The sequence below is a fragment of the Deltaproteobacteria bacterium genome, from assembly GCA_016180845.1.
In the GTDB taxonomy this organism is placed as follows: Bacteria; UBA10199; UBA10199; order JACPAL01; family JACPAL01; genus JACPAK01.
Window position 1 is genome coordinate 295,581 of the sequence record JACPAK010000001.1, and the last position, 26,546, is coordinate 322,126.

Sequence of the window (26,546 nt, forward strand, 5' to 3'; positions counted from 1 at the left end):
GATTAACTATTACGCAAGCGCCGCTTGTCCTCTGACTGACGGAACCCACCGCTCGAGCAGCGCAAACCCACCGAAAAGGGTGACGGTATAGAGGGCATCGCCCAAGAGCTGATTTTGGAAAAAGGGAAGCGCCGCCAGATAACAAGTCATCAGTCCGGAGAGGGTCCTTGGATAAAGCCCATCGATGGCCCAGACCCCAAAATTTGTCAGGACAAAAAAGAGGAGGGAACTCGTGAACGCGATCCCCGCTACGCCTCCTACTGTCCTCTTTTCGCGAAGTGTTCCTCCGAGGAAGACAACAAGGACGAAACTGAGATAGACAAGTGCCATCTGATCATGAAAACCGATCAAAAGATCGCTCAGGAACATGGCCCCCAAGGGGATGATTAGGGAGGAGCGTCGGTTGAAATAGGCACCACCAAAGAGTGCGATGGCCATGATCGGTGCGAAGTTAGGTGGGTGCGGAAGCAGTCGGCTAGCCGCTGCGGCAACAATCAATCCAACCAACGTCATGAGTCTTAGTTTCATAGAAATCCTCCCGTTTAGTATGGCCTTTTTTACCCTGCTAGCGGCTTAAAGCAACATAAAAATCTACCTTGAATAATGTAAGGCCTTGACCCCATTGGACGCAAATCGGAGTAATCGTTTAGGGCTAACTTGCCAAAAGGGCACCCACGACCACTCCTTTCTCTTCGTTAGCTGACTTGACAATACCCAAATTTACGGTAAATTTGGGTGTAATGTATACAAGATCCCTCAGAGCGCCGAATCGCTCCTTTTTTCTTTTCGGCCCCCGCGGGACCGGTAAAACAACCTGGTTGTTGCAGCATTTCAAAGAAGCCAAGTTTATTGACCTGCTTCCCCCGCAACAAGCCCTCGCTTATGAGAAAAACCCCTCTCTCTTGCGCGCCCAGGTCAAAGCTCTCCCCAAGATGCAGTGGATCGTCATCGACGAGATTCAAAAAGTCCCCATCCTGCTTGATGAAATTCATTTTCTTATGGAACGAGAGGGATATAAAAAATTTATCCTCACCGGTTCGTCGGCCAGAAAAATAAAACGGGGGCAGGCGAATCTCTTGGCAGGGCGCGCCGTTCTCCTGAAAATGCTTCCCCTCACTAGCACTGAAATCAATTTTTCTCTGGAACCGCAAACGGCTCTTTCTTATGGGATGCTTCCTCTAAGTGTCCTCTCCAAATCGGTTTCGGAGAAAGAGAGTTTTTTAAAAGCGTATGTCGATACCTATCTTCGGGAGGAAATCAAATACGAGGGCATTGTCAGAAACTTGGGCAGTTTCTCGCGCTTTCTGGAAATCGCTTCGCTCTGCGCCGGGCAACAGATCAATATGTCGAATTTGGCGAGGGATGCGGAAATCAGCCGGGACACGGTGCGGAGTTACTTCAGTGTTTTTGAAGACACACTCTTGGGGAGCTGGCTTCCGGCTTATCGTCCCAGAGCAAAAGTCAAGGAGGTCGCGGCACCGAAATTCTACTGGTTTGACAGCGGGGTCTTGAATGCAACGGCTGGCGCCTTTGAACAACCGATGCCGGCCGATTGGAACGGCATCCTTATGGAACACTGGATTCACCATGAGTTGGTCGGTCACATGACCTATGGGCATAAAAAGGGATCACTCGGGTTTTGGAAGACTCCGAATGGAAATGAAATTGATTTTTTGTGGTGGTACGGAAATGAATTTATTGCCATTGAAGTAAAGTCTTCCAAAAAATTCAAAAAGGAGTTTCTCAAAGGAATTCATTCTTTTCAGGAAAAGAAACAGCTCAAAAGTTCATGGGTTGTCTATTTGGGGGAGGAGGAACTCAGAATCGATCAAACACATGTTGTTCCAGCCCCGCAATTTTTGAAACTTCTCTCCGAGGGGAAAATCATTCCCTGATTTGTGGTTGATCAACTTTTGGTTAGTACTTTTTTATTGAGAAGTTTTCCCATTCACCACCGCAATCGCATCGAGATCAAACCCCCTCATTCCGTTTGCCGCCGGTCCAAATGTCTTGTCCCCATCCCGGATCCGGACAAACCGGGCATATGAGAGACCGACATCCTTCAAGTCAAAAGGATCCCCGCCTGCCTTCTCTGGATCGGTCGGGTCGATATCATTGAGATCCGGATTCGCCAAAACTGCTCGAACCCCTGCGCAACCGCGATAACTTCGCACTGTCAGATCACACGGAAAGTCGACAAAATTAACCCCATCTTCAGAAACTGAAACCATACCCGGCTCTGAGTACGTCCCATACTTGGCATCGGGGTTATACTGCCATGGATTTTCAAAGACGATAAAATCATCCCCCTCGCCATCACAGGGGAGGTAGTCGGTAAATTCCAGGACAATCACCCCCTCCTTCCCCAACGAAACAACATCGAAAGACCCATTGAGTGGGGCCTCGGGATGGGCCTGAGGAGGTCCCAGAACAATATCAGGCAGGAGGTCCTTGTTATACCCTCCCCCCTCTCCTTTATTATAGGAAACAACACGATCGGCAAAGGGATCCTGATTGATAGTCAATGGATCACAAAGAGTCTCTTCCGAATCAGCGGGCGGGTCCTCCTCATACTCAACCGGATCGACATTGAGTTCGATATCAATATCAAAATCCTTCTCTTCTGCAGCAACTCCTGGGGCAACTTCTTCTTTGTTCTGAATCAAAAGATAGGCGATCGCACTCTTCTCCCCGATGGAGGCCTTCACGAGTGTCTCCCCAGCGGACGTCGGGGTGAGCAACCCCTTTTCATTCACGATAGCAACTTCTTTTGCTGACGATTCCCACAAGACCTGATGCAACCTCCTCGACTGCGGATCCAAAACACGGTAATTCACCCCCTCTTTCCGATTCTGATCCACAAAGGTAATGTCGACGACGAACTGGATCGGCGCCACCCCAGGAGACGAGGACTCAATCACCTTCATTTCGAGAGAGGAGACAGCAGAAGCGGTCGCAGAATCGGTGGGGGGGGTTGTCGTTTCAGATTCATGAGGCGCCGGAACCTCTTCTTCTGCCGATGTCTGGGTCCTGCCACAGGCAGCGACCACTAAAGTGATACCGATTAAAAAAACCAGCTTTCTCATCTCTTCCTCTCCACAAAAGTAACCGATGCGGGTGGGAATCCGACTGAGATCGGCCCGGCAATCACCTCTGCTGATTCCGGGTCAATAAAAACAATCCCATTTTTATCCGGATCCCGATCGCAGATGAGAACCTCTCCCCGGGGATCGATAGCAACCTCCGGCAAATAACTGGAGCTCTCATAGAGTGTCTTCAAATTTTTCGGATCATCCAGTGAGAAGCGAACGAGACGATTCTCCGAATAATCAGAAAGACCCACGATGACAAAACCGTAATGGTCTCCCACCTCGATCCCCCCGATCCAACCACCAAAAGATTCATCGGACAAGAGAATCCCTTCGCTCTGAAACGTCTCCAAATCGACCACCTCGACCCCTCCATAAGGGGAATTCAGGTCGAAAAAGTCGGCGCAGGCGATATAAATTTTCCCCAATCTGTCAGAAGAGGTGATGTCAAAAGGATCCCAACAATCAAGAACCAGCGCCCCCTCAACCTCATCCGTCGTTGTATCCACCTTCACCAGTTTCCCCGGCTGATCCGGCTGCAACGCCAGATCGCGAGGAAGATCTTGGACAGCAACATAGAGTTTTGATCCCATAAGAAGGAGCGAGGAGGCCCTCGCAAAGCGTTCACCATCGTCCCCCGTATAGAGGGTGAGATCGATCGTCTTCTCGATCAGACCGGTCTCAGGGTTCAGGATCACAAGATCATCGACCGAGAGATCGGTACTCTGATTTTCCTCCGGCTCATAGAGTGTCACGTAGGCCTTCGTCTTTGAAACGGCAACGAGGTCTTGAGGATTTGTCCCGAGACCGGTCGAAATCTGGGAGATCGTCGAGAAATCTATCGGATCGATCACCTGGATATTATCGGCCCCCTTCCGATTCACCACATAGATCAACCCACCAAAAGATCGGACCACCGCATCGCTATGGGTGATCTCCAGATTCGCCACAACCGAACTCGGGGAATCGAGCGGAATCATGCTGATGGATCCGGTTGTGCCTTGCCAATCGGCACCCAGAACGACGGCGATGTCACCGCTCGAAAGACTCTCCCCTGGAGTCAGTGGAGTGCGTTCATTGACAGTGATGTCGCCGCAGGAAACAAGGACCACCAATATCAACATCCTAAATCGAAACATCGACCCTCCCGTAGAAACTCCTGCCCGGCAGCGAAAACCCAACCACATCCGAGATCCGATCATTCAAGAGATTCTTCGCATCGAAACCGGTCGTGATCCTCTTCGTCGGTGTCCAGGAGATTCCAACCCCCCAGAGGACCCGATTATCGACCCTCACAAGATTCTGCGTATCGAGGAAGTTGTCGTCGATATACTCAAGGCTGCTGTATATTTTCCCAAAACGATTGAAGAGGGAGAGTTTTGAATTCGCTTCATGCCGGGGCCTCCCCGGAAGAAATTTCCCGTCACTCCCTGGAAGACCGCTCGTATCCTTGGGCCATTGAAAGGTATAGTTATTGGAAATTTCCAAAAAAGAGGTCAGAGGAATCGCGAGCGTCGTTTCCACCCCTTGAACCCGGGCCGATCTCAAATTCTGGGCCTGTGCCGTAAATTGTGAGGTCTGAAGAACCTGGATCAGATCCTTCAGGTGATTCAGGTAATAGGTCGATTCCAGGGAAAAGAAATCGGTCTTCGCCAAAAATCCGGCATCCCAATTCCACCCCTGCTCAGGTGAGAGCGTCGGATTCCCGATTAACGATCCTCGATCCCCAAAAAGCTCCGAAAAACTGGCGACCCGATAGGCCCTGGCGAAACTGCTGCGCAAACTGAAGCGTTGATCCGGAATCCAACGGGCCCCCAATTTCCCACTGACCGGATGGACGGAAGACTCGGCGGTCGAAAAGTCGCTCACGACATGTTCCGATCGGAGAGAGGGGTTTAAAATAATCTTGTCCTCGAATAAAACAATCTCGTCTTCCAGACCAACAGCGATCTGGTTACGGATCGATTTCGAATTGTCAGGAGGAGAGATAAAATCGTCCGGCAGGAACTGCTCCCCCCGATAGTTGGCCGAAAATGTAAAACGTTGAGTGGTCCCTAAAAGAAAAAAGGCGGCGGAATCGGCACCATAGGAAAAGGTGTCGTTGTCATTGTCCTGAGACCCAAGCCCAATCTCCCCCTCGAGATCGGTAAATTGCTGCTTCTGAAAGGTGAAAAAGGGAGACAGGTTCAAATTTTTTCGAGACCAGTCGATCTTGGTTGCCGAGCGGGTGGTCGAGAGGTCAGCATTTTCCGAAATAAGAGACCCCAAACCCGGGACACCGCGATCTTCACGGAAAAAGATCTCTTGGAATTCGAATCTGGATTCCTTTTTCGACTCGGTCCCTGTCTTGAAAATCATCTGATGACGCTGAAATTCGTTGTTGGTCCGAACAAGCGTCTGATCATCATTCGGATTCAGTGGCGTCCCATTATCACTCTGAAAATCAAAATCTCCATCACTCCTCGAAAAATGATAATCAACGGCATAATGGGATTGATGAAACTGTTCTGATTGATGAAGCGACGTTTCCAGCGTGTTAAAAGAGCCGTAGGATCCCGAGAAACGTGTCGTTCTGTCCTGTGAGGCCTTTTTTGTCTGGATCAGGACAACCCCACCCATCGGACTCGTGCCGAGAAAAGAGGGGGCCGCCCCGCGATAGACCTCGATCCTCTCGATCTGATCGGTCGGGATCGCCGCGAGGTTCACCCCACCTCCCTCGGCAGAGTTCAAGAGGACCCCGTCGAGATACACAGCGACCTGCTCGGAGGTCGATCCTCGAAGTGAAACTGTCGCAAAGTCATCGAGTCCCCCATACCGCCGGATCTGAACGCCGGCAGTCTCCGACAAGACCTCCGCGAGAGAGCTTTTCTTCTGTTCGAAATCTTTTCTCTCAATGACTGTCGCGGACAAGGAAGAGTCTCGCCCTCCCCCTGGCCGGATCGGTGTGGAGGGGGTCACAAGGATCTCCCCTAATGAGGCCTCACCTGCAAAAGAGGTGCGGGCAACACAGAGACAAAGCAGGAGAAGGGAAGCCTTCCTATCTATAAGGAACGGCATCGATCGGTGCCAATCCTCCCTCAAGGAGATAAGGACCATCTTGGTCTTCTCCATCGGCACTGGAGAGCCAAATCCCAGGTGTCTCCGGATCCTGATCGGCGATCGCCAATCGACTGTTAGTTGGATCGGTTGCCTCAATCCATCGAACCATCGGGATCCAGTAACCATTGCTACCGAAGATAGCTACCGCCTCTCCCAACAGGTCAGCTCCGACACGAACAACCGATGGTGGTGTAAATCCGGCTGTTGTAAAAACATAACCACCACCGACTGCCAATGGCCCCGGTGTCCCACCGAGCGTCTCGTCGTTGATCATCCGAATCAAACGTCGCCTTTCTTCGGGACTGGAAGAAGCCATTATCGAAGCCATCATTTCACCGTAATTGAAAGAGACAATTCCACCACGTGTATCCGTTGTGTCATAGGTCCCGGCGCAGGAGGCGTAGAGGGTATCGTCGTCCTGCCTGTACGCCAGCGCCACCACGTTACTGCAAGGAAGCTCGATCGCTTCATCCTGAAGCTCGCCTGTCTCAGTATTCAGGACAACTAGTTTGGCTGGAGCGGTGTAGTTTGCCGAGTTCAAAAGGTCTGTTGGAAGATCTTGAACCCCGATGATCACGTAGAGACCGATCTCCAGAAGTGGCGATGGGCGTGGACGACGATCTCCATCATTGATTGTAAAACGGACCAGGTCATGCCAATCGACAGGGAGTCCGGTCATGATGTCATACTTGACCACCTCACCCGTCTCATACTGAGAGACGTATGCAAACCCATCCTTGACAACTCCATCCTGGAGGTTCGCACCCGCCTCAACAGAGATTTCCGGGGAACAGATCACTTCCTTTTCAGGGTCATAGCATTGAAAGGAATCTCTTGGGACCCGATTCCAAAACCACAGTTTTCGATCAAAGATACGAATCGCCGCATCATTATGGACAGAGAGGTTGATCCTCGTCGCAGCAAAACTCGCAAGATTCAGGCTCCAGGCATCCCCATTCACAAAATCACTCCCAATAACGCCGAGAGACGTTGGGGTTGTCTCTTCCGAAACACCAGCATCCGGCTGATCGATTCCATGATCCGCTCCTGCATCAGGTGGTGGATTAGAACCGGTCGGTGGTGTTACCCCTCCAGAAGGACCTGGTTGGTATTGATTATCGTCATCACTTAACAAACCACAAGCTGTGGTAAATGCGGCGACTCCTAAGGCAATTCCGAATTGAGCTCGGTTCATGGCACCCTCCTTGTAATTAATTGGTAATGAATGAAATGTATTGAGACTGGCCTGAGCATTTCCTTCCTCCCGAAGGTTTTTTGCTTTTTTGTTACTCTTTAAGGCCAGTCTCCTGACTCGTGGGTCAATCTAACGGCGCCTTCCCATCCGCTTTCACAGACAGTGGCTTTTTTGCCGTCTCTTATCCCACTCACAGTGCCGGGGGGCGTGGCGGATTTGAACCGCCTTCCTGATTAAGCCTCTCGCACCTTAAAGACCTATGGCTACTTAACTCCCTCCTCAGACATGTCAAGATCTATTGGATGACAATCCTTCAAATCCTCTCTTATTTTTTTTATTTCCTCGAGCATCCTTTTCTCCCTCTCAGCGCTCTGACGAATAAAATCCTGCTGTCTTTGCAATAAAGTGTACTGGCTCACGGCATTATCACCAGCGAAGGAGGGGTAATTGATCCCCAAAAATTTAAGACCGGAGGCAATCCAGGGTTTTAAGAGGTTCGTATAAAAGGGAAGAAACAGGTCCTCCGAAAATTGGTAAAAGATATTCAGAACCGATGCCCCCAGTATCGCACCCGTCACTACCGGATGTTTTTTATAAAACTCTCTGATGTTGCGAAACATTCGAAGGGAAGGAACTTTAAGGGATATCGCAAAAATCGACAGGGCAGCTATTTCGCTACCGATCAAAAGATAAGGGCCAGAATTTATCTTACTTGAATAAAAATAGGAAAGATTCTGAACCTGCTCCGCGTCTCGATGATGATCGATTTGACGGATCATTCCCCCACACCACTCTTAGGTGAAGGGGCCTACCCTGTCAATGATTCGCTTTATCTTGCCCTTGATCGCCGCCTCTTGAGTGATTTCCTCGGGACCACCGTAGATTTCCTTTATCTTTGTGATCAGACGGTCATATTCACCGTCAATCTCCTCAAGATCGACGTCGGTCAGTTTGGGCCACTCCTGTTTCAGGAATTTTTTGACCTCTTCCCAGTGCTCCTGCATCCGATTGGGGGTTGTTTTCATCAGGGAGAAACTTTGATCGGATATTTTTTCTTGTCAATGACAAGATAGTACTGACCACTCTTCGGATCCTGTTGAATCGATTTCGCCAACTCAAGATACGATTTTCGATTGAACCGTGCCGAGAACCTTCCCTCTCGAACCTTGCAATAAAGAACATTCTTCTTCCCAACCCAGAGGGTCGTCGGATCAAGCGCTTCCTGATACCCACCGGGGAAAATCAGGAAGGGTAAATCAATCTCCTGAACAACATACGGAATATCCTGACAGGAGATGATACACTCCTCCCCTTGGCAGAGGACCCGAAATTTTCCGCCGGAATAGGGTTCGAGATTTTTGAGAAAAAAGGCAATTAGGTCAGGGTCATCAAATGGAACCTTGTCATGCCAGACGACCCCCTCATCGTCGATGGTGTAGTACCAGATCCGTTTTTGTGGTGGCGTCAAGACTATGGCTTGAGGTCGGGATTCGGATGTTTCTTTCGTGGCGCATCCTGTGATGGCCGAGGGGTGACCGGGGGGTTGTTTTTATACATCGGTGTGTACTCGGCATTCATCTTTGCCCACTCCGGTGCCTCATCGACAGAGGCAACGATCGCCTCAACAGGACACTCAGGGAGACAGGCGCCGCAATCAATACAGATATCGGGGTCAATGACCATAAACGGTTCGCCTTTATAGTCACCGGGATAGATACAATTCACAGGGCAGACATCGACACAATCGGCGTATTGTTCCCCCAAGCATTCTTGATTGATTACATAGGGCATTTTGCTCCTCCTGATTGTTTTTTCTTTAGGTCATCAATTTCTGGGCGTCAAGGAAGTGTTGAGGTCATGACAAGCAATCCGATTTTGTGGAGAGTTCCGAGAACCAGGAGACCTGCGATCGGAATCAATTGTGTGGGGGGGGAACCCTGTAGATTTCACAGGGGAACTTCCCCGCTTGCCGGGGAAGATGTCCCGAAGGGACAGAAGGGGCGGATGGGGCCCGCCACGATTCATTGATGCAGGCGAGTTTTCGAGGAACTTGGAGCAATGTCGTCTTGCCAGCTACACAAAAACTTGTCATAAGCACGACCTATGCGCGCCATCCGAATCCACGAACATGGCGATCTCAGTGTCCTCCGAATCGACGAGATCCCTCAACCAACACCGAAAGAAAACGAGGTTCTTGTCAAAATCAAGGCGGTCGCGATGAACCACATGGACCTCTGGGTCCGACAAGGGATGCCCGGCGTGAAACTGCCGTTGCCAATTATTTTGGGATGCGAAGCGAGCGGGATCGTTGAGTCATCTGGATCCTCCGCAAAGAAATTCAAAAAGGGAGACGAAGTCGTCATTATCCCGAATCGAAGTTGTGGTGAGTGTCCTGCATGTCGCGAAGGGAATGATCATTTCTGCCCGCAATTTGGTCTCTACGGCGAGACAGAGGATGGGCTCGAGGTAGAATATAAGTCGGTGCCTGAAAAAAATCTGCTCTTGAAACCAAAAGCGCTTTCGTTCGAAGAGGCGGCAGCGATCCCGGTCACCTTCCTGACCGCCTGGCATATGCTTATTGATAAATGCCAGCTTCAAAAAGAGGAAACTGTCCTGGTCGTTGCAGCATCGAGTGGTGTCGGGTCCGCAGCGGTCCAGATCGCGAAACATTTTGGCGCCCAAGTGATCGCCACCGCCGGTTCGGAGGATAAAATCCAACATGCGAGGGAGCTTGGTGCCGATCATGTCATCAATCACACCACTCAAGATTTTTCAAAAGAGGTCAAAAAACTGACCAACGGCAAAGGGGTCGACATCGTCTTCGAGCATGTCGGGGCCGTGACCTGGGAAAAATCGATGCGATCTCTTGGGTTCAGGGGAAGGCTCGTCACCTGCGGGGCAACGACAGGTCCCGAGGTAAAGATCAATCTCGTTCATCTCTTTATCAAACATCAGCGAATTCTCGGATCGACAATGGGGCCTTCTCGAGCCTTGTCAGATATCTATCAGCTCGCCGCCGATAAAAAAATCCATCCGGTGATCGACCATACTTATTCTTTTGATCAGGTCAAAGAGGCCCATCGGCGACTCGAAGGGCGTGGGCAGTTTGGAAAAATTGTCCTTATCCCTTAATCTTTCTTCTTGTCCGTTTTTTTCTCTGGTTCCTTCTTGACAGTCGTCTGACTTGCCGAACCTGACTTTACCGAGGAATACCCATCCTTGTACCACCCGCCTCCTTTCAGTTGGAAGGTAGAGGCCTGAATCAATTTCTCCAACTTCCCCCCGCAGACAGGACATTTCTTCAGGGGAGGATCCGAAAACTTCTGGATCACCTCGTGTTCTTTCTGACAGGAGCGGCATTTGTAACTGTAGAGCGGCATGATTTTGTCCGTGGCGAATATTCCTGATCATTCCAAAAAATTCAAGTCCCCAAAATTTATTCGCAACGAAGGGCCTGCGAAAGCCGATCATGGGCCTGATGCGAGGCGACACCGCTCATTTTCAACGATACACCGACCTGCTTGTGGGACCAGGGCTTGCCTTTTATACGGAGCAGAGCGAAGGGGCTGTTGAGATTTTTGTTCATCCCCTCGATGAAGCGACTGTCGTTACCCGCTACACCCCCAACCCCCCTCATACAGGACACCTCGACTTCACGATGACGAGGCGACGGGGGACATCACCGATTTTCATGCTTGCACGGGTCTTGGGGGAGAATGGAACCGCCGTTTATGGCTACGAGGAGAGATTCCCGAGTGATCTCGGGGTCGACGCCCCTTATCAGGTAATCGGACGTCATTATCAGGAGGGGACCTCTGTCCTTTGGAAGGGGGTGGTCCACTTCCCGATGAGTGCCCAGGCAGACGACCTCCCTCAAAGGGCCGTCATCGCCTATAATTTGACGAGGGGACGTAGACCAGAGCTTGTTGCGATTGCTGAGCTTTTACAAAATGACCAGGTCGCTATCACCTGGCTTCTGGATGATATCCCTCGTGGGAATGCACCATTTCGGACACCGCTCCAGTATGAGCGTCGCTTAGAGGAGATGCTCCCTTTTTTTGAGATCCCTCGATTGAATATTGAATACCAGGGAGGTTCGTACACGATAGCCAGACATCGCGTTTACCTGCCTCGATTCCCCAGAGGCGTGGATCGGTTGATTCACCAGCCGTGGCAGGCACTGTCGCATGGGCTTGAGACATTTCATATGGTGGGAGATGGTGTCCCACGCGCCCTCTCTCTCGGGAAATCGGCACTACTTATTGCAAGTGGTTTGACGGTGTTTGCTTTTATACTTGGGGCGTCTCTTTTGGGAAATGGGTCATTGCAGAAAGGGTTATCAGAAAAAGCCCCCCGAGCACAACAGCCGGAAGACCAAATCGCCCGCGAAACCGGCCTTCAACAAAGGTAAAGATCGACTCGACGAGACCACTCGCAGAGGGCATCCTTTCGACTCGTCCCTCAACAATCTCAGCACCGTTATTCCGTAACGCCTCAAGAGAATAGTCGCGCATCGTGCGGAGCCATCGCCAGGTTTTGTCGAAGGAGGCGGTTTTGAGATTGGAGACAACATTGGCCTCGTGACCTGAAACCACCATCTTGAACCGATCACTAAGCCCATGGAGCTCTCCCAAAGCCATGTCAAATTCCGCCAAATCGGCACGGAGGGTCTCTCTCAACGGGGACTGGAATTTAACAGCCCCTAAGTAATACTGGGCATGGTGTGTGATTTTGGTCCCCCAAGCGACAAACTCGTCATGGGTATAGTCACAAGTTGACGTCAGTTTTTCCCAGACTCTCGACCAGAAGAGAAGCGCGTCGGTATCATTTAATAGGGGCGGCAGATATACCGGTAGTGACATGACACTAGTCATTTCGACGAGGTGTGATAACAGTTGCTGGAAATCACCTCTTTGCGAAGCGACCGATCTTTAAATAGAAGCCGAGGTTGGCGTTTTTGTTCAAGACAGGGTCAATCCTCCCCTCACGTGAGGTCAGGATCGTCTGGACCCCAGGGCCATGACCGGCAAGGTGGGAATTTCCATGGACCACCACCGCAATCGAAATCGCCCCTTTTTTATACGACCAACCAAAGGTCGATTCGTGATCGATGATCGCGACGAAATCACCGAAGCGCAAATTTTCGAGATGGTATTTCTTGAGAACGGATGGATCACTCGTCTGGATATCATAGTCTCCCTTGAACGAATCATTATGCCCAAGGCCCGAACCCATCAGTTCGGCAGGGACACAAGCAACGACCGGAACCATCAGTGATTTTCCTTTGGCCTTGATCGGAATCTTTTTCAAAAGTCTGGGATCGAGCCCCGTGATCGTAATCTCCGCGTAATCGAGGAGCTTGAGCCCTTGTCCGACACCACGAATCAAAATCTTATCGTCATACGAAAGCTTTTCGAGAATGTTGTTTGGGAAATCGATCAGGACATGCTCGACACCGCCATGATGACCGGTCACAGTCCCTTTTTTCCCTTTGGCAGAACCAGAAAGAATCGTTGCCTCATTACCGATACAACTAAAGGCATTGAAGCTTAAATTTGGATTCGAGGTCCTCTTATCATTGAAACCGCCTCCGATACAGGAGACCCCCGGTTCAATGTGATCCGCCTCGAACCCGAAGACCGAATCACCGATTCGAACATTATACGTAATGCCACCGACCGATGGGAAAACCTTCCCTTCTCCTCGACGTGTCACCTCCCATCCGAAGCAAAGCGGCGGGATGATCGAGCCCTGGAGGGCGAAATGGACGAGTTGGGATTCGTTGGTGCGGAGCATAGGCGCCCTTAAATCACTTTTTTAACTATTTGACAAGGAAAGGGATGACCAGTTGGTACCTGGCACCTTTTGGTCCTATGCAGAGAACAGACGAATCTTGGGAAGTTGATTGAAGACCTTATCCAACGACCAGAGCGATATTTTCTTTGCAAAAGAGTGGGTTGCAATGAGACAATCAACAGTCGTCAGAGTAATACCTTTTTCCCGACACTCCAGATAGTAAACTGGCGCTGCATCCCAGATTTCACTTGTTATCAGATCAACAGGAATTGGATCCAGAAGCCCAGTCAGCTTCTTCTGATGAGCCTTGTCTTTTGCTCCCTGAAGGAGTTCTGTCCGAATCAGCGGGTTGATAACCGCTTCTCCCGCCTCCACGATGACTGAAAGCTTGTTCATCAGATCAGGATGGTGGCCCCTCCAGGCGGCAATCCAGACACTTGAATCAACCAAGATCACGGGACCGTCTCATTTTTCGAATATCGGGGTTCCAATTCTCAAAGGAACCGAAGCTCTGGACAAGCCTTTTTCGTCTTCGGAGATCGAGATAGGCCATCAGCGCCTCGCGAATTGCCTGCGTAATTGTCTTTGCTCGAGACTCCCGCATCACCTGGTGCAGGAGATCATCCGAAACATTAACTGATGTCCTCATATGAATAATCTAATGTATTTTTCATACGATTTCAACCACTTTTTCATATAAAATTTTCCCCAGTGCCACTTGGTACCTGGTACCTTTTGGTCAAGAGCCGGCGAGGGGCGCCAACTCTTCTGGGGGTCTTGGAGAGGGGTGATTGTGTCCCAGCATCGACAAAATGGTCACCGGAGAAATAGTTGTCTGATGACTACGGAAAATCCCCTTCACCAGACCCCTAGCAAATAGCTGTCCTTTTCGAACAAATCGTTGTTCGAGATAAAACCATTTTTCGTCCCATGCAATCAGTCGAGTCTGTAGCTGGTATCTTTGAAAAAATCTGAGTGGTTTTTTGTACTGTATCGAGACGTATCCAACCAGCGGCATCCACTTATTCTTAAGACTCAGGCGTCCTATGCCGGTTCGTAAAATGATATCGAATCTTCCGAGATCCATGATCGTTAGGTAACGTCCGTTATTCATATGGAAAAGCGGATCCAAATCATGAGGCCAAACGATAAAGTTCAGAGTTCCCATCTCGAGTGTGCCGAATCGTGGACGAAAAAAGGAGAGCAGGATGACTTTAATTAATCTAAAAAGGAGATTCATTTTTTTCTGGCTACTGACCAGTTGGTACCTGGCACCTTTTGGTCAATAACCCATGGCCGACCCTTCGTCGCGTGGATCGGCGATACCCACCCATTGCCCTTCCGATTTCGCAACCAACTGCACTCGACCGAGCTCCTTTTTAAATGTCAGCTTATGTCCCCGGCCCTGAAGTCCTCCCCTGAAGACCTCCGGGATTCCCCCCTCTTCATGAAAGATCTCATTCGGAAGCCACTGATGATGGACACGAGCCGCCGCGACCGCATTCAGAGGGGCCATGGAGTAGTCGACCGAGTTGACAATCGTCTGAAGGACTCCCGTAATGATCCGACTCCCTCCTGCAGCGCCGAGCGACATCACCAACTCACCCTTTCGATTGAGAACAAGCGTCGGGGTCATGCTGGAGAGGGGGCGCTTGTGCGGCTGAACGGCATTTGCCTCGGCGCCAACCAACCCAAATTCATTCGGCACGCCCGGCTGGGCAGAAAAATCGTCCATCTCGTCGTTCAGGACGATACCGGTCCCCTCCGCCACAATCCCTGAACCAAAGGCGAGATTGATCGTCAGTGTCGTAGCGATCGCATTTCCCCACTGATCGACCACCGAAAAGTGGGTCGTTGATCCACGCCCCATCTGGGTTGCCCATTCCTTAGGCTTCAGCGCCTCACTGTCACCAGCCCTTTCCCCGATCTTCTGGCGGAGCAGCGCCGCATATTCCTTTCCGGTCAGGTGACCCACCGGAACATCGAAAAAATCCGGATCACCGAGATAAAGGGCGCGGTCCGCATAGGCGAGCCGCTCTACCTCGCTCATCAGATGAATCGTTTTGTCAGTCTGTGGCCCCGAGGAGGCGAGGTCATATCCCTCCAACATATTGAGCATCTGTACCAGGACTATCCCGCCCGAACTGGGCGGCGGCATGGAATAGACCTGGAGTCCCCTGTAGGTCCCGACAATCGGGTCCCGCTCCCTGACCTGATAGTTTGAAAGGTCTTCCGCCGTGAGGTTCCCTCCCACCCTTCTCAAGGAGCGAACGATCTTTTCGGCAACAACCCCCTGATAGAAACCGGCACGACCCTCCCTGACGATCCGTCTCAAGGTTTCTGCGAGATCTTTTTGAACGATCCTTTCCCCTGCCTGTGGGACAGTTCCGTCGGGCTTGAGAAAAACGGACCGGCTTGAGGGGAACCGACCCAACTTCTCTCTCTCCTTTTCTATCGCCTTTGAGAGGGCCGGTGTAACTTCAAACCCCTCGTCCGCCAGCCGGATCGCCGGTGCAAGGAGTTGTTCGAGCGTGAACCGTCCGCTTCCATGTTTCTCCTGAATCTGCAGGATCCCTGCGACAAACCCCGGCACGGCGACAGACAAGGCCCCCTCGGTAGAAAGCCTCGGATCGGCCTTCCCGTTCACAAGAAACATATCGCGGTGAGCCGCCCCGGGGGCCATTTCCCGAAAATCGAAGGTTCGGGCCTTCTTGTCCGGATCCATCCTGATGACGGCAAACCCTCCGCCCCCCAGCCCCGCATGATGCGGCACGACGACGGAGAGGGCAAAGGAGACCGCGGTCAGAGCATCGACGGCATTTCCCCCCTCTTTCAGTATGGCAAGACCGGCGCGCGTCGCCTCCGGATGCGCGGTCGCAACCATTCCATGAGATGCCCTCGACTGAAAGCTGTCAAAGGACCTCCCCGATTGAACCGGCTGGATCAGTGTGACAGCAGGGTCTTTCCGGATGATCTTCGAACAGGCGACGATAGGGACAACTGCAAGAACCCCAACTCCAAGAAGCGCGAGCCTCAAACTTTCCTCCTTATTACTTCGGTGAAAGCATCGACTTCGGATCGAGAAGCCTGTCGATCTGCTCTTCGGCCACGAGTTTTTCCTTAAGCAAGATCTCTCGGACCGAACGATTTTCTTTGAAGGCCTTTTTGGCGACCGCCGCTGCCTTATCATAACCGATGACCGGATTCAGGTTCGTGACAAGCATCAGGCTTTTTTCGAGGAGCTCCTGACACCGTTCCTTATTGACCTGAATTCCCTGCACACATTTCTCCGCAAGCATGATCGAGGCGGTGGTCAAGAGTTTAATCGACTCGAAGAGATTTCCGGCGATCACCGGCATCATGACATTGAGTTCAAAATTTCCATGCTGTCCACCGATCTGCACCGCGAGGTCATTTCCCTGAACCTGCGCCGCCACCTGCATCACTGATTCCGGAATGACCGGATTTATTTTCCCCGGCATAATCGACGAACCGGGTTGGAGTTCCGGCAGTAGAATTTCCCCTATTCCACACCGCGGCCCCGAAGAGAGCCAACGGATATCGTTCGCGATCTTCATGAAGGAAACGGCGATCGTCTTCATCGCCCCACTCACAAAAACAGAGGCGTCCTTTGCCGCCTGGGCCTCGAAGTGATTCTTGGCTTCGTAAAACTTGAGCCCCGTTTTTTTGGAGAGAAGGACGCAAACCTTTTCGGCGAACTTCGGATCGGTATTGATCCCGGTCCCCACCGCGGTTCCACCAATGGCTAACTCCAGCAGCTCTTCAAGCGCCTTTTCAGCCCTCTTGATTCCATGTTCTACCTGTGAGGCGTAGCCCGAAAACTCCTGCCCTAGCGTCACGGGCGTTGCGTCCTGAAGGTGCGTCCGCCCGACCTTGATAATCTCTTTAAACTCAGTCGCTTTTTTGGTGAGCGCCCCTTCCAATTTCTTGAGGACTGGAATGAGACCTTGTGAGATACCCAGTGCCGCACCGACATGGATCGCCGTTGGAATCACATCGTTTGAGGATTGCCCCTTGTTCACATGATCATTCGGGTGCACGGGGGACTTCGACCCTAACTTGCTGCCCAGACTTTGGTTGGAGACGTTGGCAATCACCTCATTCGCATTCATGTTCGTCGAGGTACCCGAACCGGTCTGATAGATATCGAGGATAAAATGCGGGTCATGTCTTCCCTCAGCAACTTCTAAAGACTTTTCGGCAATAATCTTGGCGATCTTAGGATCAAGTTTTTTGAGCTCTTCATTGGCGAGGGCCGAGGCCCATTTGATGAGGCCTAGTGCCTCGATGAATCGGCGATCGAACCGCCGGTGAGAGACATTGAAGTTTTCAACCGCCCGTTGGGTCGATGCCCCATAAAGAAATTCCTCGGGGATCTTCACCTCTCCCATCGAGTCGGATTCGGTGCGGTATTTCATTAAGGTGCGGTTTACCGTGTGAGTGAAGGGATGGCAAACAGAAATTACCGGCCCTCCCTTGCAACAATTCGAATCGGATTCGAGACAACCGCCTCACTCATATCCGGAAAATCTTTTCGAAACTTCTCCGGAAATTTAATTCGAATCGTCACAGCTCCTTTCGGTGAAAAATCAGCGGGGATCGTCCAACGTAGCGTGGTCAGTCTGTCGGTACGACGCGCGATCTGGAGCGGCTCCTTGGTTCCATCAAGAGAGAATTTCCTCGGTTTCCCAGAATCATCCAAAACTTCGATCTCAGGATCAGCAACAATAGGGTAGTCAGTGACTCGGACCAATTTTAGAGAAACCGTCTCGCCGGGGAAATAGATGTCGCGGTCGGTCCAGGCAACAATCATGTGGTTTTTTCGGAGATCGACCTTTTCTGTGCCGGTCGTTGTCTCATCCCAGTAACGTTTGGGACCGGTATCGACATGGACCGTTCCGCCAACTCCGGGGTATTTTTTGGGGTCCCGATAGATCCCAATGCCACAACACTCCAGCGATCGCACATACTCCCAAACCTTCTGGGAGGGAATTTTTGGGAAAATCAGATCGGCCGCCTCTCCGTCCAGATGAAGACTCATGCGGGCCGCCTTCGCCCCGTTTTCCTTCAATTTTTCGTTATATTGAGGATCACGATAGCCGGAGAGGATCTCGACCCGATCGACGCGGAAATGATCCTCCAGAAAATCGACGAGGGAGAGGAAACGAAGCGATATCCCCTCTGAGCTCCCTTTTGGGACATCAAAGATCCGGTTGATTTCCCGAATCCCCTCTTCGGAATAGGTCCCATCCGGATTTCGGTAGCGAATCTTTCCGGACCGCTCGTTTTTCCGACTGTAGAGGGTCAGTTCACCATTCCCCTCACGAAAGAAACGCCCCGGTGCTGGAGATTCTGCTGCCGGAAGGAAGGGCAGACAATAAAAGAACCCTGCAATGATTGTCATTTTCAGTAATAAGAATCTTCTTATCTTCATCAATTTGTCAATTACCCGTTGATTTCTCCTTTTTCCAAGACCAGATTGATTCGGATGACAACAGCCACGCTCGAAAAAATCCTTCATATCTTAAGAAAGGAAATAAAGAAATGGAAGGTTCCTGTTGTCGGGGTGATTGCCGATGAGGCGATCGATCGCCCGTTTGAGACACTCGTCAGCTGCCTCCTATCACTCCGAACCAAGGATGCGGTAACTGACGAGGCGAGCCGACGACTCCTTGGTCGTGCCTCAACCCCTGAGACGATCCTAGGCTTAAGTTCCCAGGAGATCGAAAAACTGATCTATCCGGTCGGTTTTTATCGGACGAAGGCGAAAAATCTCCACAAGATCTGTCAGATCCTGATGGATCAGTATGACGGCCGCGTACCGGACAGTCTGGAGCATCTCCTCGCCTTACCCGGCGTCGGACGAAAAACCGCCAATCTCGTGATGACGGTAGGACATGACAAGTACGGGATCTGTGTCGATACCCATGTCCATCGGATCTCGAATATCTGGGGGTATGTGAAGACGAAAACGCCGGAGGAGACGGAATTTGCACTCCGGAAAAAACTGCCGAAGAAATACTGGAAAACTTATAACGACATCCTCGTCACGTTTGGCCAAAATCTCTGCGTCCCTGTCTCGCCGTGGTGCAGTCGGTGTCCGGTGGAATCGTACTGTAAAAAGATTGGGGTCAAACGCTGGCGTTAGTTCGTCCAACGAGTTGGTAAGCTCCTTTAACGACGCTCCCTTCGAGGAAAATCTGATCGAACGCGATCCCACAGAGGAGGAGGATGCCGATCCGTTCGAGGGTCGTAATAGACATGCCAGGGAGCCAGCCCGGGTGATGGCGACGAAATCTAAAAAAACCTCTGTCGAGAAGAGGCTCTACCGCTTCAGCGTATTCCCCTCCATAAGTAATAATATGAACATGGTTTCCCACGTCAGGTGCGGCAAGCAGGCAGGCCTCTTCCATCCCCCTGATCGCTGCCTCTAGTGGGGGTGCTAGGCTGACGTCTGTCCATTGCGGACTTCCACCGATGACAGTCGCCACGTAAGATCTTAATTGTGCCGCAAAGACAGAAGGTATTCCGTCACCCATATCAAGTTTTCCTTTCTCTAATGGTTATCGACGAAAAGTGGTTTAAGTTGCTGTTTTATTTTAAGAAAGGCTTGGCGTAAATTTCCAGCAACCTTTAATCATAATTGTCGTAAATAGTGGCGTATGTCACGAGCCCTCCGAACCCTCATCGGCGGCATCACCCTCACCACGATTTTTGCTGCCTGTTCATCGGATCATGACTCTCCTGCATTGGCTGATGCAAAACCGACCGCTCCACCGGATGCGGGATCAGACGCCCACTCGACGGACCTTTATATCCCTCCTATGGGACCAGCACCGATAGCGGCAGTCCTTGGGAGGATCGACGATTTACGCTCTTCAGGCGACGGTCGGCTCTTTTTTCTGGATCTTCAAAAACGCACCTTCCTGAAAAACCCGGTCTTCGAGGACTGGTTTTGCTCCCCTCTCCTGAGAAATGTCGGTACAAACTATTATGTAGCGAATGGTAACTATTGTGATTCGCTTCAGGTATTCAATCAGGAAAGCGGCGAAGAGAGAGAAATCGATCTGGATGAGGGACGTGTTGGTCGATCACGGATCGGTCCTATTGATTTACTCATTTCACCCTCCGGTGAAGGGATTTATCTTCTGACTCGATCGGCATTGTTCCTTTACGATCCGACGGCAAATTTATTGACTCAAAAACTAGATTTCACCACCCAGTATTCTCCTGAAGAAAACATGGGGACGATGGCAAGTAGGATCATAAGTCTTGGTGGACTTCTCTATATCGGAGTCAGTGACTTTGGTATTGGTGATTTCTCTTTTGGAGTTCCGCAACGAAGCCGCGTCCTCGTCGTCAATCCGCGATCAAATCCAGAGGCAGCCGAGATTCTTGCCAGCGTGGAACTTCCTTTTATCGCTCCCGTCTCAATGAAGGCCCATGAAGAGACAGGACGTATTTTTATCTCTTGCGCCGGACTAACCGAATTGGATCGGCGGCTCATTCGGACGGGGGGACTGACTTACCTCGAGACAGAAACGCTTCGTGTTGATCCTGGCATTGATGATCTGGAACTCGAGGGGATACCAGGAGATCTGGAACTTGCCGATGAATTTGGTTTTCTCCTCATCCGTCGGCCCAGAAATATTGACATCGACCATCCCTACTCGGAGGTTCAACGTTTTCAGCCTTATCCTTTTCGTATGGAGCGAGTGGGACCCGTTTACCGAGACCTCGGCCCGAAACGAATCGCCGACATGAAGTGGCGTCCCGAAATCGAACAGCTTCTTGTTGGAAGAAGATCTCCACCGGCCGCGATTGTCTTTGTTACCGCTGAAGGGGATATTAATGACGAAGTCCCGATACCCGATTACCCAGTAGTGGCCATTGAATGACGATACCAAAAGATACCGGTTACTTTCTGGTCATTTTGGTCCGAATAATATTCTCAAGCCCCTGGTCTGAAACCTCTACCAACGACCCTTAGAGTGGAAATTTGGGTTGTCTTAAGTGGTCGACCAAAAACCCAGGCGAGGAGGCCACCCAACAACAGTTGGCAGTAGGGGACAGCATCGAATTCACTACGTGGATTAAAAAGTTCTGCGAGTACCGTCACCGCACTACCCCCAACCGTCGACCAAACCAAAATCGGAGACCAAGTCTTCGCAAAGTTTCGATTCCGAATATTCATCCTTAAGCCAAGAGCGATTGCCCCGATTCCCAACAGGGAGGTGAAGAACTCTTCCAAATCGGGGTGGGATGAAAAACGTGGCCCCTCAAACCGATGGGTAAAGACCCGATCAAAGGCACGCACTCCATTATAGAGAAGGACAGCAGAACCAGCGACACCCGCCAGCCGATAACCTGTCAGGGAAAAGGCATCCTTCCGACAAAACACCCCCCCCAAGCAGGCACTCGCCAGCCCTATGATATTGACAATGCCATCGGTCTTATTGAGTTCGACCTCCCTCATTTGGAACTACGTCTCGTCGAAGACGAGAAGATTGTTGTGGGAAATATTCCCCCTACAAATTGGGTCTCTTGACCTCATGGGAGAAGTACAGACATATCGATTGCATACACAACCTATTGAAATCAAACATAATATTTAATTCATGGGGAGACCCAATCCGGCACGGAAAATGCTTCTTAAGCCTATGAAGCTATGATTTCGTCTATTCAAAATAGGCCCCCCGCGAACGGTCCTGAGAAGACCGAGGCCAAATCGACCCAGGAAACCAAGTCGACCGCCACCCCTTTCTCTGAGACCTTGAGCCAGGTGAAAAATAAAAAGGCAAAGGCAGAAATTTATCACTCCGTCATGGAGTCTTCCGCAAAATACAACCTCCCCCCCGAACTGGTCTTCTCGGTCATCCAGCAGGAAAGCTGCTTCAAACCGAACGCCACCTCCCACTGTGGTGCCTCAGGCTTGATGCAACTCATGCCGGAGACTGCCGCGTCGCTTGGTGTCGAAAACCGCTATGACATCCAACAAAATATCGATGGGGGATGTCGCTATCTTCGAGAGATGCTCGATAGATTCGGGGGAAGGACCGATCTCGCCTTGGCCGCTTATAATGCCGGCCCAGGGAATGTCGAAAAATATAATGGGATTCCGCCATTCGAAGAAACTCAAAATTACGTGAAGAATATCCTTTCGAATGTTGACGATTTCTCAGGCGCTGCTGATATGAAGCTTGCCTACGAGTCCCTCTTTAAAAATATTGACCCACTGCTCTTCCCCGATCTTTTGGCAAAACGCTACCAGATCTCCGGTGAGCCGGTGGCCCCAGAATTTTCGCAGATTCGTAAGAGAGTTTAATTACCAAAGATAATACCGAAGCCCTAACGTGCCGGTGACATCGTAGACCGTGTGGGGCGTAAACTCGAATCCATGTCCCATCTCGGCGGTAATCTCGAAGGTCCCATCACCAATCACAACCGCAGCACCGATCGGGATCCGAAAGGCGCCAAACCATTCACCATCATGGAGGCGTGCCACACCGGGACCGGTCCTCATCCCACCACCGAAATAAGGAATCAGCGTAAAACCTGAACCATCCATCTCAAAGATTCTTCGAAGATAAACGAGGGCACTTGGTGTGAACTCTATAATCCCATCGATCGGCGCGTAACCAACCGTCAGATCAAAAGCGATCTGATCGGTGAAGAAGTAGCGACCATTGAGCCCGATCGGTTCTCCGATCTCCAGTCCAACCCCGAGTGTCTTATAATCCAGACTTCCCGCCCGAAGCGAGACCGGAAGAAACAGACTTGTGGCAATCAAGACGAAAAAAAACTTTTTCATAACAATGCCTCCTTTTCGCGGGGTTCAATAATCTAAATTTTTCCAATTGAAAAGATTATTGTACCAAAAGGTACCGGTTACTTTCTGGTCCAATCTGTAAAATAAGCCACAACTTCATTGGAAAATAACCGACGAGTAGGAAAATAGAGTTTTTATGAGTAGAACCTCCGAATCAACCGTTGCCAGGCCGGCATTAACAGCGGCATCCGTTTGGACTGCCGGGGTCTTGACCAATATCCAGACTTTTCGACATCTAGCCTCTTATGCCCCAGCTTTTCCGGAAATGCGGCCATTCGATACGGCTCTCTGCTCTGAAAACGGAACGAGATGGTGGAATCGATTGGGTGACTTCATCGGTTTGATTCGTAATCGTACTCTTCCTGGACACCTCTATACTCGATCAGAAATGCCACGCCCCCTGAGTTGGCCCAGAACCATTTTGGCCGCCGCAGATCCAGCTCATAGCGCCAGTGTCTGTAGTCGTTTTATTGACCTATCTCATGAAATCGGACCTGCTCGAGGACGTATTGTCATGGCAAGCTCCGCTGATGAGTTTGCTGTATTATTGGAAAGGCTGCCTTTTGAAAATGCCTCACATGTTCTTCGATTTGGTGGGTATACGATCGGAATAGGGATATTGGTTTCAGCTTATTTCTATTTAAACAATCATTCTAATGGGAACGCAAAACCAATTGATCTGCAAATTGTTTGCTTTTCGATGCTCTCGAGTTCACTCACAATAGCATTGGCCTATGTAGCTAAAATAACCTCTCCGACACGACTTCTTCCTGCAGGGGCAAGTATTTTGTCTGCAATGATTGTAGCAAGCGGGATTGATTATTTACTCCGTTCATCAACACTATCTTCTCAAAAATCCTGAACCCGATTCATCAAACCCTCATCGGATTTGGTTTTTCAGGATCAAGACCAAATTCCTTGATCGCTGTTTGGACTGTTTGGGCAGGCACCTTCCCCTGCCGCATCAGTTGAGCAAAGGCAGTCACCACAATCGACTCGGCATCCACCTCAAAAAATCGTCGGAGATCGGAACGTGATTCACTACGCCCCAAGCCATCGGTCCCCAATGTGACGAGACCCGGAATCCAACGCGCAATTTGATCGGGAACCGCACAAACCCAATCAGAAACAGCGACAACAGGGCCATCAGGTACCCCTAATGTTTTTTGAATCCAAGGAACCTTCGGATTTTCCATCGGATGCAGCCGATTCCAGCGTTCCACCTCCAACGCCTCACGCCGAAGCTCACTATAGCTCGTGACATTCCAAACCTCCGCAGCAACTTTAAATTGTTCCTCCAAGATTTTTTTAGCCTTTAAAACTTCCTGCAAGATCGAACCGCTTCCCAAAAGGTTGACGGTGAGGTCCCCTTTTTTTCGTTCGGACTTTGAGAAGCAATAGATTCCTTTGATAATCCCTTCTTCAGCCCCCTCCGGCATCCGTGGCATCGCGTAATTTTCGTTCTGAAGCGTGAGGTAATACATCAGCTCTTCCCCTCGTTCGTACATCTCCCGAATCCCTTCTCGAATGAGGATCAAAATCTCATAGGCGAACGCCGGTTCATAACTCTTCACCCTCGGATAGACACTTGAAAAAAGATGACTGTGACCATCCTCGTGCTGAAGTCCCTCGCCAGACAGGGTGGTCCGGCCCGCCGTAGCCCCCAGAAGAAACCCACGACAACGCTGATCCTGCAAGGCCCAGATCAGGTCACCGACACGCTGAAAACCAAACATCGAATAATAGATGTAAAAAGGGATTGTTGTGACACCATGGGTCGCCTCCGAACTCCCTGCCGCCGCAAAAGAGGATATCGCCCCCGCCTCCGTCAATCCCTCCTCAATTAACTGCCCATCCTTCGCCTCTCGATAATAAAGAATCATCTTCGCATCGACCGGCTCATAAAGCTGACCAATCGCCGAATAAATTCCGACCTGACGGAAAAGTGGCTCCATCCCGAACGTCCTCGCCTCATCGGGCAGAATCGGGACAATCAATTTCCCAAGCCGGGGATGTCTCAAAAGCTTCGAAAGGAAAGAAACAAAGGCCATTGTCGTCGAGACCTCACGCCCTTCACCGGTCCCTTCCAAAAACTCCTTGAACTCCGAGAGCGAGAAAGGGACCACCGGCGTCTTTCGGTCTCTCCTTTTGGGAATAAAACCGCCGAGCCGATGACGCCTCTCCGTGAGATACTGCATCTCCTCACTCTCCGGAGAAGGCTTATAAAAGGGGGCGCTTTTCAAGATCTTGTCCGAAATCGGGATATTAAAACGGTCTCGAAATTGACGGAGCTCCTGTTCATTCAGTTTTTTTTGTTGGTGGGTGATATTCCGTCCTTCACCCCCCTCACCGAGACCGTATCCCTTGATCGTTTTTGCGAGGACCATGGTAGGACCTCCTCGGTGTTCTACCGCCGCCTTATAAGCAGCATGGATTTTCTGTGAATCATGCCCACCACGCCCCAGTTTCCGGATTTGATCATCGGTCAGGTGTTCGACAATTCTTGAAAGCTCAGGTCTCGTCCCGAAGAAATGTTGTCGCGTGTAGCTCCCAGGCTCCACCACATACTTCTGATAATCCCCATCCACCGCCTCTCCCATCCGTTCCACGAGATACCCTTCCGTATCCGCCGCCAGAAGCGGATCCCAGTCACGTCCCCAGATCACCTTGATCACATTCCATCCCGCCCCCCGAAAGATCGACTCGAGTTCCTGAATAATTTTCCCATTCCCACGGACCGGACCATCGAGCCTCTGAAGATTGCAATTGACGACAAAAATCAGATTATCGAGCCCCTCCCGCGAGGCGACGGTGATCGATCCCATCGATTCCGGCTCATCCATCTCGCCATCCCCGACAAACGCCCAAACCTTCTGTTCGCTCGTATCCTTGAGTCCTCGATCATGAAGATACCGATTGAAACGCGCCTGATAGATCGCCTGAATCGGCGAGAGACCCATCGAGACGGTCGGGAATTCCCAGAAATCAGGCATGAGCCAAGGGTGGGGATAGGAAGGAAGTCCACCCCCTTTTTGTAATTCACGGCGGAAATTCTCCATCTGTCCTTCACGGATCCGCCCCTCAAGATACGCACGCGCATAAATTCCCGGCGAGGCATGCCCTTGGAAAAAAACCTGGTCCCCATCACCCGGTTTGTCGTGACCCCTCAAAAAATGATGAAACGCAACCTCATAGAGATTTGCGCAAGAAGCGTAAGTCGAGATGTGACCGCCAATCCCCGGTTCACGAGTATTGGCACGAACCACCATTGCCATCGCATTCCAGCGAATAATGCTTCGGATCCTCTGCTCAATCTTCTCATCACCAGGATAGGGAGGCTGCTTCTCAACAGGGATCGTGTTGACGTAATGGGTCTCAAATGGAAATCGAACTCGTTTCATAAACGATGACTCCCTAACATTAGAAAAACGAAAGAGACAAGAATCCTCTTCTTTTTACCTTGCTCTTTCTTTGCCACTCCACTAAATGCACCGCGTAAATTGGGGGGAAATAAAAA

28 protein-coding genes and 1 riboswitch are annotated in these 26,546 nt (G+C 50.7%); of the genes, 7 read left to right on the forward strand and 21 right to left on the reverse strand.

Features of this window, described 5'->3' with window-relative positions; translation table 11 throughout:
• Nucleotides 1–9 precede the first annotated feature (9 nt).
• Nucleotides 10–528, reverse strand: a complete 519-nt coding sequence (locus HYT76_01515) for a hypothetical protein (GenBank protein MBI2082223.1) — start codon at nucleotides 526–528, stop codon at nucleotides 10–12.
• A gap of 212 nt (nucleotides 529–740) precedes the next feature.
• Here HYT76_01515 and HYT76_01520 point away from each other — a divergent pair, with 212 nt between their 5' ends.
• The gene (locus HYT76_01520) at nucleotides 741–1,895 is read left to right on the forward strand and encodes an ATP-binding protein (protein ID MBI2082224.1); all 1,155 of its coding nucleotides are present in this window, start codon (nucleotides 741–743) and stop codon (nucleotides 1,893–1,895) included.
• Nucleotides 1,896–1,928: 33 nt separating this feature from the next.
• Here HYT76_01520 and HYT76_01525 read toward each other — a convergent pair whose 3' ends face one another.
• The 8 genes from HYT76_01525 to HYT76_01560 all read right to left on the reverse strand — a co-directional run bounded on the left by HYT76_01525 (nucleotide 1,929) and on the right by HYT76_01560 (nucleotide 9,174).
• Nucleotides 1,929–3,086, reverse strand: a complete 1,158-nt coding sequence (locus tag HYT76_01525; protein MBI2082225.1) for an Ig-like domain-containing protein — start codon at nucleotides 3,084–3,086, stop codon at nucleotides 1,929–1,931.
• The gene (locus HYT76_01530; protein MBI2082226.1) at nucleotides 3,083–4,228 is read right to left on the reverse strand and encodes a hypothetical protein; all 1,146 of its coding nucleotides are present in this window, start codon (nucleotides 4,226–4,228) and stop codon (nucleotides 3,083–3,085) included. The genes HYT76_01525 and HYT76_01530 overlap by 4 nt, the downstream gene beginning before the upstream one ends.
• On the reverse strand, nucleotides 4,215–6,146 hold the full coding sequence (locus HYT76_01535; protein ID MBI2082227.1) for a TonB-dependent receptor: 1,932 nt from the start codon (nucleotides 6,144–6,146) through the stop codon (nucleotides 4,215–4,217). The genes HYT76_01530 and HYT76_01535 overlap by 14 nt, the downstream gene beginning before the upstream one ends.
• The gene (locus HYT76_01540; GenBank protein MBI2082228.1) at nucleotides 6,127–7,383 is read right to left on the reverse strand and encodes a hypothetical protein; all 1,257 of its coding nucleotides are present in this window, start codon (nucleotides 7,381–7,383) and stop codon (nucleotides 6,127–6,129) included. The genes HYT76_01535 and HYT76_01540 overlap by 20 nt, the downstream gene beginning before the upstream one ends.
• Nucleotides 7,384–7,467: 84 nt before the next feature.
• Nucleotides 7,468–7,650, reverse strand: a riboswitch (cobalamin riboswitch).
• Nucleotides 7,647–8,003: a hypothetical protein gene (locus tag HYT76_01545; GenBank protein ID MBI2082229.1), complete on the reverse strand. Its 357-nt coding sequence runs from the start codon at nucleotides 8,001–8,003 to the stop codon at nucleotides 7,647–7,649. It overlaps the preceding riboswitch by 4 nt.
• A 174-nt stretch (nucleotides 8,004–8,177) precedes the next feature.
• Complete coding sequence (locus tag HYT76_01550) at nucleotides 8,178–8,408, reverse strand: hypothetical protein (protein MBI2082230.1); 231 nt, start codon at nucleotides 8,406–8,408, stop codon at nucleotides 8,178–8,180.
• Nucleotides 8,408–8,851, reverse strand: a complete 444-nt coding sequence (locus tag HYT76_01555) for a hypothetical protein (GenBank protein MBI2082231.1) — start codon at nucleotides 8,849–8,851, stop codon at nucleotides 8,408–8,410. Before HYT76_01555 ends, HYT76_01550 begins: the two co-directional genes overlap by 1 nt.
• Nucleotides 8,852–8,853: 2 nt before the next feature.
• Nucleotides 8,854–9,174, reverse strand: coding sequence for a ferredoxin family protein (locus HYT76_01560; protein MBI2082232.1), 321 nt, complete (start codon nucleotides 9,172–9,174; stop codon nucleotides 8,854–8,856).
• A gap of 312 nt (nucleotides 9,175–9,486) precedes the next feature.
• Between HYT76_01560 and HYT76_01565 the strand changes: the two genes are divergently transcribed.
• Nucleotides 9,487–10,515, forward strand: a complete 1,029-nt coding sequence (locus HYT76_01565) for a zinc-binding dehydrogenase (GenBank protein ID MBI2082233.1) — start codon at nucleotides 9,487–9,489, stop codon at nucleotides 10,513–10,515.
• Here the strand turns inward: HYT76_01565 and HYT76_01570 are convergent.
• Nucleotides 10,512–10,763, reverse strand: a complete 252-nt coding sequence (locus tag HYT76_01570; GenBank protein MBI2082234.1) for a zinc ribbon domain-containing protein — start codon at nucleotides 10,761–10,763, stop codon at nucleotides 10,512–10,514. The genes HYT76_01565 and HYT76_01570 overlap by 4 nt on opposite strands.
• 89 nt (nucleotides 10,764–10,852) lie before the next feature.
• Here HYT76_01570 and HYT76_01575 point away from each other — a divergent pair, with 89 nt between their 5' ends.
• Nucleotides 10,853–11,794 (forward strand): hypothetical protein, encoded by a 942-nt coding sequence (locus tag HYT76_01575; protein ID MBI2082235.1) that lies wholly within the window; start codon nucleotides 10,853–10,855, stop codon nucleotides 11,792–11,794.
• Nucleotides 11,795–12,288: 494 nt separating this feature from the next.
• On the opposite strand, the gene HYT76_01580 is transcribed toward HYT76_01575, so the two are convergent.
• The 7 genes from HYT76_01580 to HYT76_01610 all read right to left on the reverse strand — a co-directional run bounded on the left by HYT76_01580 (nucleotide 12,289) and on the right by HYT76_01610 (nucleotide 18,604).
• A complete protein-coding gene (locus HYT76_01580) occupies nucleotides 12,289–13,179 on the reverse strand; it encodes a DUF4438 domain-containing protein (GenBank protein MBI2082236.1) in 891 nt (296 codons plus the stop codon).
• 75 nt (nucleotides 13,180–13,254) lie between these two features.
• Nucleotides 13,255–13,635, reverse strand: a complete 381-nt coding sequence (locus HYT76_01585; GenBank protein ID MBI2082237.1) for a PIN domain-containing protein — start codon at nucleotides 13,633–13,635, stop codon at nucleotides 13,255–13,257.
• Entirely contained in the window at nucleotides 13,622–13,828 is a 207-nt protein-coding gene (locus HYT76_01590) for a type II toxin-antitoxin system VapB family antitoxin (protein ID MBI2082238.1), read from the reverse strand. The genes HYT76_01585 and HYT76_01590 overlap by 14 nt, the downstream gene beginning before the upstream one ends.
• Before the next feature lie 90 nt (nucleotides 13,829–13,918).
• A complete protein-coding gene (locus HYT76_01595) occupies nucleotides 13,919–14,419 on the reverse strand; it encodes a thioesterase family protein (protein MBI2082239.1) in 501 nt (166 codons plus the stop codon).
• Between the two features lie 42 nt (nucleotides 14,420–14,461).
• Entirely contained in the window at nucleotides 14,462–16,216 is a 1,755-nt protein-coding gene (ggt, locus tag HYT76_01600) for a gamma-glutamyltransferase (GenBank protein ID MBI2082240.1), read from the reverse strand.
• Nucleotides 16,217–16,229: 13 nt separating this feature from the next.
• Complete coding sequence (locus HYT76_01605; protein ID MBI2082241.1) at nucleotides 16,230–17,618, reverse strand: class II fumarate hydratase; 1,389 nt, start codon at nucleotides 17,616–17,618, stop codon at nucleotides 16,230–16,232.
• Nucleotides 17,619–17,662: 44 nt separating this feature from the next.
• The gene (locus HYT76_01610; GenBank protein MBI2082242.1) at nucleotides 17,663–18,604 is read right to left on the reverse strand and encodes a DUF882 domain-containing protein; all 942 of its coding nucleotides are present in this window, start codon (nucleotides 18,602–18,604) and stop codon (nucleotides 17,663–17,665) included.
• Between the two features lie 84 nt (nucleotides 18,605–18,688).
• Between HYT76_01610 and HYT76_01615 the strand changes: the two genes are divergently transcribed.
• Complete coding sequence (locus tag HYT76_01615) at nucleotides 18,689–19,348, forward strand: endonuclease III (GenBank protein ID MBI2082243.1); 660 nt, start codon at nucleotides 18,689–18,691, stop codon at nucleotides 19,346–19,348.
• On the opposite strand, the gene HYT76_01620 is transcribed toward HYT76_01615, so the two are convergent.
• Nucleotides 19,332–19,739 carry a hypothetical protein gene (locus HYT76_01620; GenBank protein ID MBI2082244.1) on the reverse strand — a complete coding sequence of 136 codons (408 nt, stop codon included), beginning with the start codon at nucleotides 19,737–19,739 and terminating at the stop codon, nucleotides 19,332–19,334. The genes HYT76_01615 and HYT76_01620 overlap by 17 nt on opposite strands.
• 123 nt (nucleotides 19,740–19,862) lie before the next feature.
• Here HYT76_01620 and HYT76_01625 point away from each other — a divergent pair, with 123 nt between their 5' ends.
• Nucleotides 19,863–21,098 (forward strand): hypothetical protein, encoded by a 1,236-nt coding sequence (locus tag HYT76_01625; protein MBI2082245.1) that lies wholly within the window; start codon nucleotides 19,863–19,865, stop codon nucleotides 21,096–21,098.
• A gap of 53 nt (nucleotides 21,099–21,151) precedes the next feature.
• Here HYT76_01625 and HYT76_01630 read toward each other — a convergent pair whose 3' ends face one another.
• A complete protein-coding gene (locus HYT76_01630; GenBank protein ID MBI2082246.1) occupies nucleotides 21,152–21,676 on the reverse strand; it encodes a hypothetical protein in 525 nt (174 codons plus the stop codon).
• A 192-nt stretch (nucleotides 21,677–21,868) separates the two neighbouring features.
• Here HYT76_01630 and HYT76_01635 point away from each other — a divergent pair, with 192 nt between their 5' ends.
• Complete coding sequence (locus HYT76_01635; protein MBI2082247.1) at nucleotides 21,869–22,525, forward strand: lytic transglycosylase domain-containing protein; 657 nt, start codon at nucleotides 21,869–21,871, stop codon at nucleotides 22,523–22,525.
• On the opposite strand, the gene HYT76_01640 is transcribed toward HYT76_01635, so the two are convergent.
• Nucleotides 22,526–23,011, reverse strand: coding sequence for a hypothetical protein (locus tag HYT76_01640; GenBank protein ID MBI2082248.1), 486 nt, complete (start codon nucleotides 23,009–23,011; stop codon nucleotides 22,526–22,528).
• A gap of 406 nt (nucleotides 23,012–23,417) precedes the next feature.
• On the opposite strand from HYT76_01640, the gene HYT76_01645 reads away from it, so the two are divergent.
• Nucleotides 23,418–23,891, forward strand: coding sequence for a hypothetical protein (locus HYT76_01645; protein MBI2082249.1), 474 nt, complete (start codon nucleotides 23,418–23,420; stop codon nucleotides 23,889–23,891).
• Between the two features lie 10 nt (nucleotides 23,892–23,901).
• Here the strand turns inward: HYT76_01645 and aceE are convergent, their stop codons facing one another.
• Nucleotides 23,902–26,430, reverse strand: coding sequence for a pyruvate dehydrogenase (acetyl-transferring), homodimeric type (aceE, locus tag HYT76_01650; GenBank protein ID MBI2082250.1), 2,529 nt, complete (start codon nucleotides 26,428–26,430; stop codon nucleotides 23,902–23,904).
• Nucleotides 26,431–26,546 lie beyond the last annotated feature (116 nt).